2 protein-coding genes and 2 pseudogenes are annotated in these 4,408 nt (G+C 52.0%); all 4 read right to left on the reverse strand.

Features of this window, described 5'->3' with window-relative positions; all coding sequences use genetic code 11:
• Positions 1-492: pseudogene (locus tag M5B99_RS29270) on the reverse strand (hypothetical protein); the annotation flags it as partial.
• A gap of 79 nt (positions 493-571) precedes the next feature.
• Positions 572-1,804: a hypothetical protein gene (locus tag M5B99_RS29275; RefSeq protein WP_248807408.1), complete on the reverse strand. Its 1,233-nt coding sequence runs from the start codon at positions 1,802-1,804 to the stop codon at positions 572-574.
• 289 nt (positions 1,805-2,093) lie between these two features.
• Positions 2,094-2,690, reverse strand: coding sequence for a hypothetical protein (locus M5B99_RS29280; protein WP_248807409.1), 597 nt, complete (start codon positions 2,688-2,690; stop codon positions 2,094-2,096).
• Positions 2,691-2,700: 10 nt separating this feature from the next.
• Positions 2,701-4,408: pseudogene (locus M5B99_RS29285) on the reverse strand (hypothetical protein); the annotation flags it as partial.

A 4,408-nucleotide genomic window follows, 5' to 3' on the forward strand; every position in this document is an offset into this window, starting at 1 on the left:
CGTGGTCTGCATCTGGGCGATCCCGGCGTGGCGCAAGGGCGCCAACAAACGGCCCAAGGCTGTTTCCAGCGCCACTTCGGTGAAGGGCGTGCCCAGTAAACAGCCGACTGGCTGAGCCTCGCACTGCTGTTTGGCCAGGCCGGGGGTCATGGCGGCGATCTGCTCGGGTTCGCCGACCACCAGCAGCAGACGGACCTTGTAGCGCCAGAGGGGGCCGTACTGCTCGTGCAGGTGGATCTTCAACGTCTCCATCAGGGACGGGATGTTGTTCGGGAGCCCGACCGTGCTGGAGGCCATTGGCGTAACAACATCGTCACTACTTTTCTGCTGGTAGGCCGATTTTCCTGACCGCCCCCACAGAAAGAAGTAGCTGCCCGCCAACAGCAGCAAACTGCACACTGTTCCTGCAACGATCAAGAGTCCGGTCACCTGCTCATCACTGCTTGGCTGGATACCCAGCAGTCGGGGTTGCCACCAGAGCAATGCACACAAGCCCCCCCCCAGCCAGTGCAATCAACCCGCCCAGAGCAGTCCATCCTATAAAACGACGATGCTCCATTCAGATACCCCCCTATGTCGAAGACGATGATGTAGGCACAAGTACCGTGCACCACACTCTCGTATCGGCAATGTCTTCTCCACTGAGAACAAGATGCGTCTGCCCACTACGGCGGATTGCATCCACCGCAGAGGCAATCGCCAGCCACGGTGCCAAAATACCCGGCAGTCCCAGTGAGGCCTGAATGTCATGCAGTCCGTGGCCCGTTTTCACCGGTATTGATGTCTGGCTCAAAACGGTCGCGACTGCGGCCCTTCGTTCCGGACAGATACCTGACAGCCAGACATGCCGAACGGCTTCGGCACCCAGCGAGGCCCAATCCAGAGCCTGGCGCACGGCATAGTCCAAATCCTCGGTCGTGGCCTCACGTTCCTGTTCAGGGCGGTGCAGGTACGCCAAGGGAGCAAGCGTGTTTTGTGTTAATCGATTGCCGAATAACAGTCCGACCACTGATTCAGTTGCTTCCTCCGACAGTGAGGGCCCCACCTGAAGAGCCACCACCAAGAACAATGCCTGATCGTGGATACGATGATCCAACCAACGATCCACAGCTGCCAGACCACTGTCATCCAAACGCGTGACTTTTTGCTTGATACCCGACGCGCGCCAGGCCTGTTGCCAGATATCATGCATATCCATTTCTGATACTGGGCTATTGGCCTGCAGAAACAGAGTCAATGGCCTGTCCGCCGGGAGCTCAGCCAAAGTCGTCGCAAGCTCCGTCAGTACCATCTTGAGCGCTCGCAGTAGCAACTGCTCGGGCGAATCAACACCCTCTCGCGACAAGTAACTGTGGCGTACCAAGCTTTCCTCCCAGGAAGGTTGAACCCGCAAGGCGGATTTACCACTGAGCAAGGCCGACAATTGTGCCTGCCCGTCCTGCGCTTGCGGTTCACGTAGCGCGGTATGCAGACTGACGGCCAGTACCTGTTGCGAACGTCGGCCCCGGCGTATTTTTTGGCTCAGGTCCTCCTCGCGTGCCTGATCCCAGCCCTCGGCTCTGGCCACCTCGCAGAGATAGATCATTGCCCGTAGACAACCCAGTAGGCACCAGGCCAGAAACGGCAGTCCCACAGCGGTCAACCAGAATCGGTCTGACTGTTGTCCCAACGATTCATTGTCCCACCACAGCGTCAACCCGAGCCCCAACACCAAGCACAATAGACACAACAATAACCAAATCCAAATACTTGGTAGTTTCGGGCTCGGAGCCGGAGCCGGAACCTTGTCCAATCTGACCGTCATCAGTTCGCCTCCGCCTCCAACATCCACGAAATCAAGAAGTCTCTATAAGCACAGAGACGCCCAAACAAGGCAATGATTACTACTCTACCGTCTAAATTCTTGTTATTTATAAAAGCAATTCCACGCACGCCACACCTTCCTTAGAACAATAATAAATCCGATATGCTTGGGCTGATCCAATGATGCGACTCAATCGGGTAGCGGAGTGCCTGATCACTACAGGGCAAGACCCCACTTATGAGCACTAACCAGCGAAACCTCGGCCACCCACATCACTCCCCTTAAATCCTTATTGTACTGTTGGCACTCTTTGAGCCGCACCTCGCCATTGAGACAGGCACCTTTGATAATTTTCCCTGTTTGAGAAGTTTTTAAAGTAGGTGTCTATCTCAAGCGCCGCTCTTGAACCACTTTTTCTTACATCAATAGTAGTTAATTCCCCCTCAGCCATCCATTCGCCATCGTCCTCCCCCCAATGCCCCCCGCAAAACTCACCGGTCCCCTCCTTGACGATACAACCTGAACGCATTTCAACAAACGAACAATAGTATCTTTCCGCCCGTTCACTTTTACCCTCCGCTGTCGAGACAGATCCACGCACAATTTTATTTAATTTCAAATATTTCCCACCACTTGAAAAATCACTCTTATCACTTTCCTCGAAAACCACAGACTCTACACTTCCTGTTGAGAACAGAGAGAAAACCTCTCTATCATTTAAAATAAAAAGCATCGCCCCCCACTCATCGTTTTTTTTATTTTTATATATAACACTCCCTCCCTCCGACTCCAAAATCAATGCTTCACCGACTTCCGACGCAACCACGCCTGTAGAAATAAAAGCAACCAACAAAAAAACAACAACCGTATTTGAAATATTTTTCAATTATCCACCCTCACAGCAAGGACTTTAAGTGCGCATATCTTGCAGGCGCAACGCTTACGCCACCCGCCGTTGCCATTCGGCGATTAACACCATAATCATCCAATATCACCATCTCGTAATCGCTATGATTCTCCCCCCATGATAAAATATCTCGTGAAACTCCCGGATTAAAACTAAAAAAACGATCTAATGAATTTTTAATATCCTTTGCAACGTTACCAGGCCTATTCACGTGATGATCCAAAATAACCGCCTTTCCTAGCGTCGACCGAAACACATCTTTCACTTTTAAATTATATCCCGACAAAAATATCTCTAAAACACTTTCCTTCATGCGCCTAGAAAAGTCGAAAACCTGCTGCTCATAAAACTCACGTGTACTTATTGCAACCAATATAGCTGCCAACGGTTTTGACTCTACCTTGTCGCCGTACGCAGCAACGGAGCACCCCGCTCGAATAATTAATTTTAAATCCTGCCCAGTGCATTTTTCATTATTTGTAAGAATCGGATGAGAATAGTACATTTTCGCATTTCCCCTAGTTCCCTCCACAGACCATCCACATGCAAGAAATAACTCTTCATAGAGAACTGGATGCCGAGCCCTGAAGTCAAATACTTGTTTTGGAAATTCCCCTCCACCGGTTGGATCAATAGTTTTCTGCATTGCGCCAGCAGTTAACATCTCGCTATCATATGAGTGTATTGAATCAAGATTGCCCTCATTTGCCGACATCGCAATAAATATCTTTTTATCTTCTGCTGCAATTACTCCATTGGCGATCGACTCTTCCCAGTACGGATATTTTTCGAGTGGGACGCCACCCTTGAAAAGCGGACCGTAATGAGTCTGTTCACCTACGTAGCGAGTACATACAAATATTTTTCCAAATTTGCACCCGCATTCATTTTCCCGGTGACGCATGAAGTGCCCCACCATCCCCAACGGATGCAAGTAACACACCCTCCCGCGCTCCGGCAGCCCAAGCTGCTCCGCCACCTTGTTCCACCAGCTCATTTGCTTGAACCGTTCTTTCTCCGCCAACCAATTCAAATTCGGGGTCGAACCACTATGGCCCAACAATTCATCCAACCCATCCCACGTGGGCGATCTGTAGTACCACTCGCTTTCATGGCGGATGATCAACTGTGACAGCGACTGCGCATGGGCTGGTACACGGATCGCGGCTTGCACCTCCTCCGCGGTCATCCTGTCATCGCGGTTGCGGTCGATGATCTCGTACAGTCGAGTCTTTATCGGCCCATTGTCGCCGGTGTCGGCTAGGGGGCCGAAGCGTTCCAGCTGAGTTTCGCTGAAGCGCTTGATGCTACGAAAAAAAGAAGCCAGGGTTTGCCGCGGAGAGTCGTAGTTGAAGACAACCTCGTAACCTTCCCACGACCAGGAACTAATCCAGGGAGTGATGCCGACTTCTTCACGCACCCAACCGTCGAGCAGGTGGTGGTCAGCATCGTTGAGCAAGCCGTCGAGGCGATACCAGTTATAAGCCTTGCCCCCGCTCGTTGCGGGTACGACGATTTTCCTCTCGGCCGGCAGGTCATCGAGCAATTTTTTGGGTAGCAACAGATCAGCAGCGCTGAATGGGTCGGTTTCACTCAAGGAGGGTCGTCGGGTGGCACTGAAACGGTCTTGGTGGGGCACTACGGCGGTGCCCTTGGCCAGTTTCAGCCAAGTCTTTTCAGTGGCCGGCAGGCGCTCT

This window comes from Pseudomonas sp. MWU13-2100 (genome assembly GCF_023242365.1).
In the GTDB taxonomy this organism is placed as follows: Bacteria; Pseudomonadota; Gammaproteobacteria; order Pseudomonadales; family Pseudomonadaceae; genus Aquipseudomonas.

What these genes read in the sequence shown, in the direction of transcription:
- M5B99_RS29275 (WP_248807408.1), bottom strand. Translation starts at nt 1,804, where the DNA reads ATGACGGTCAGATTGGACAAGGTTCCGGCTCCGGCTCCGAGCCCGAAA.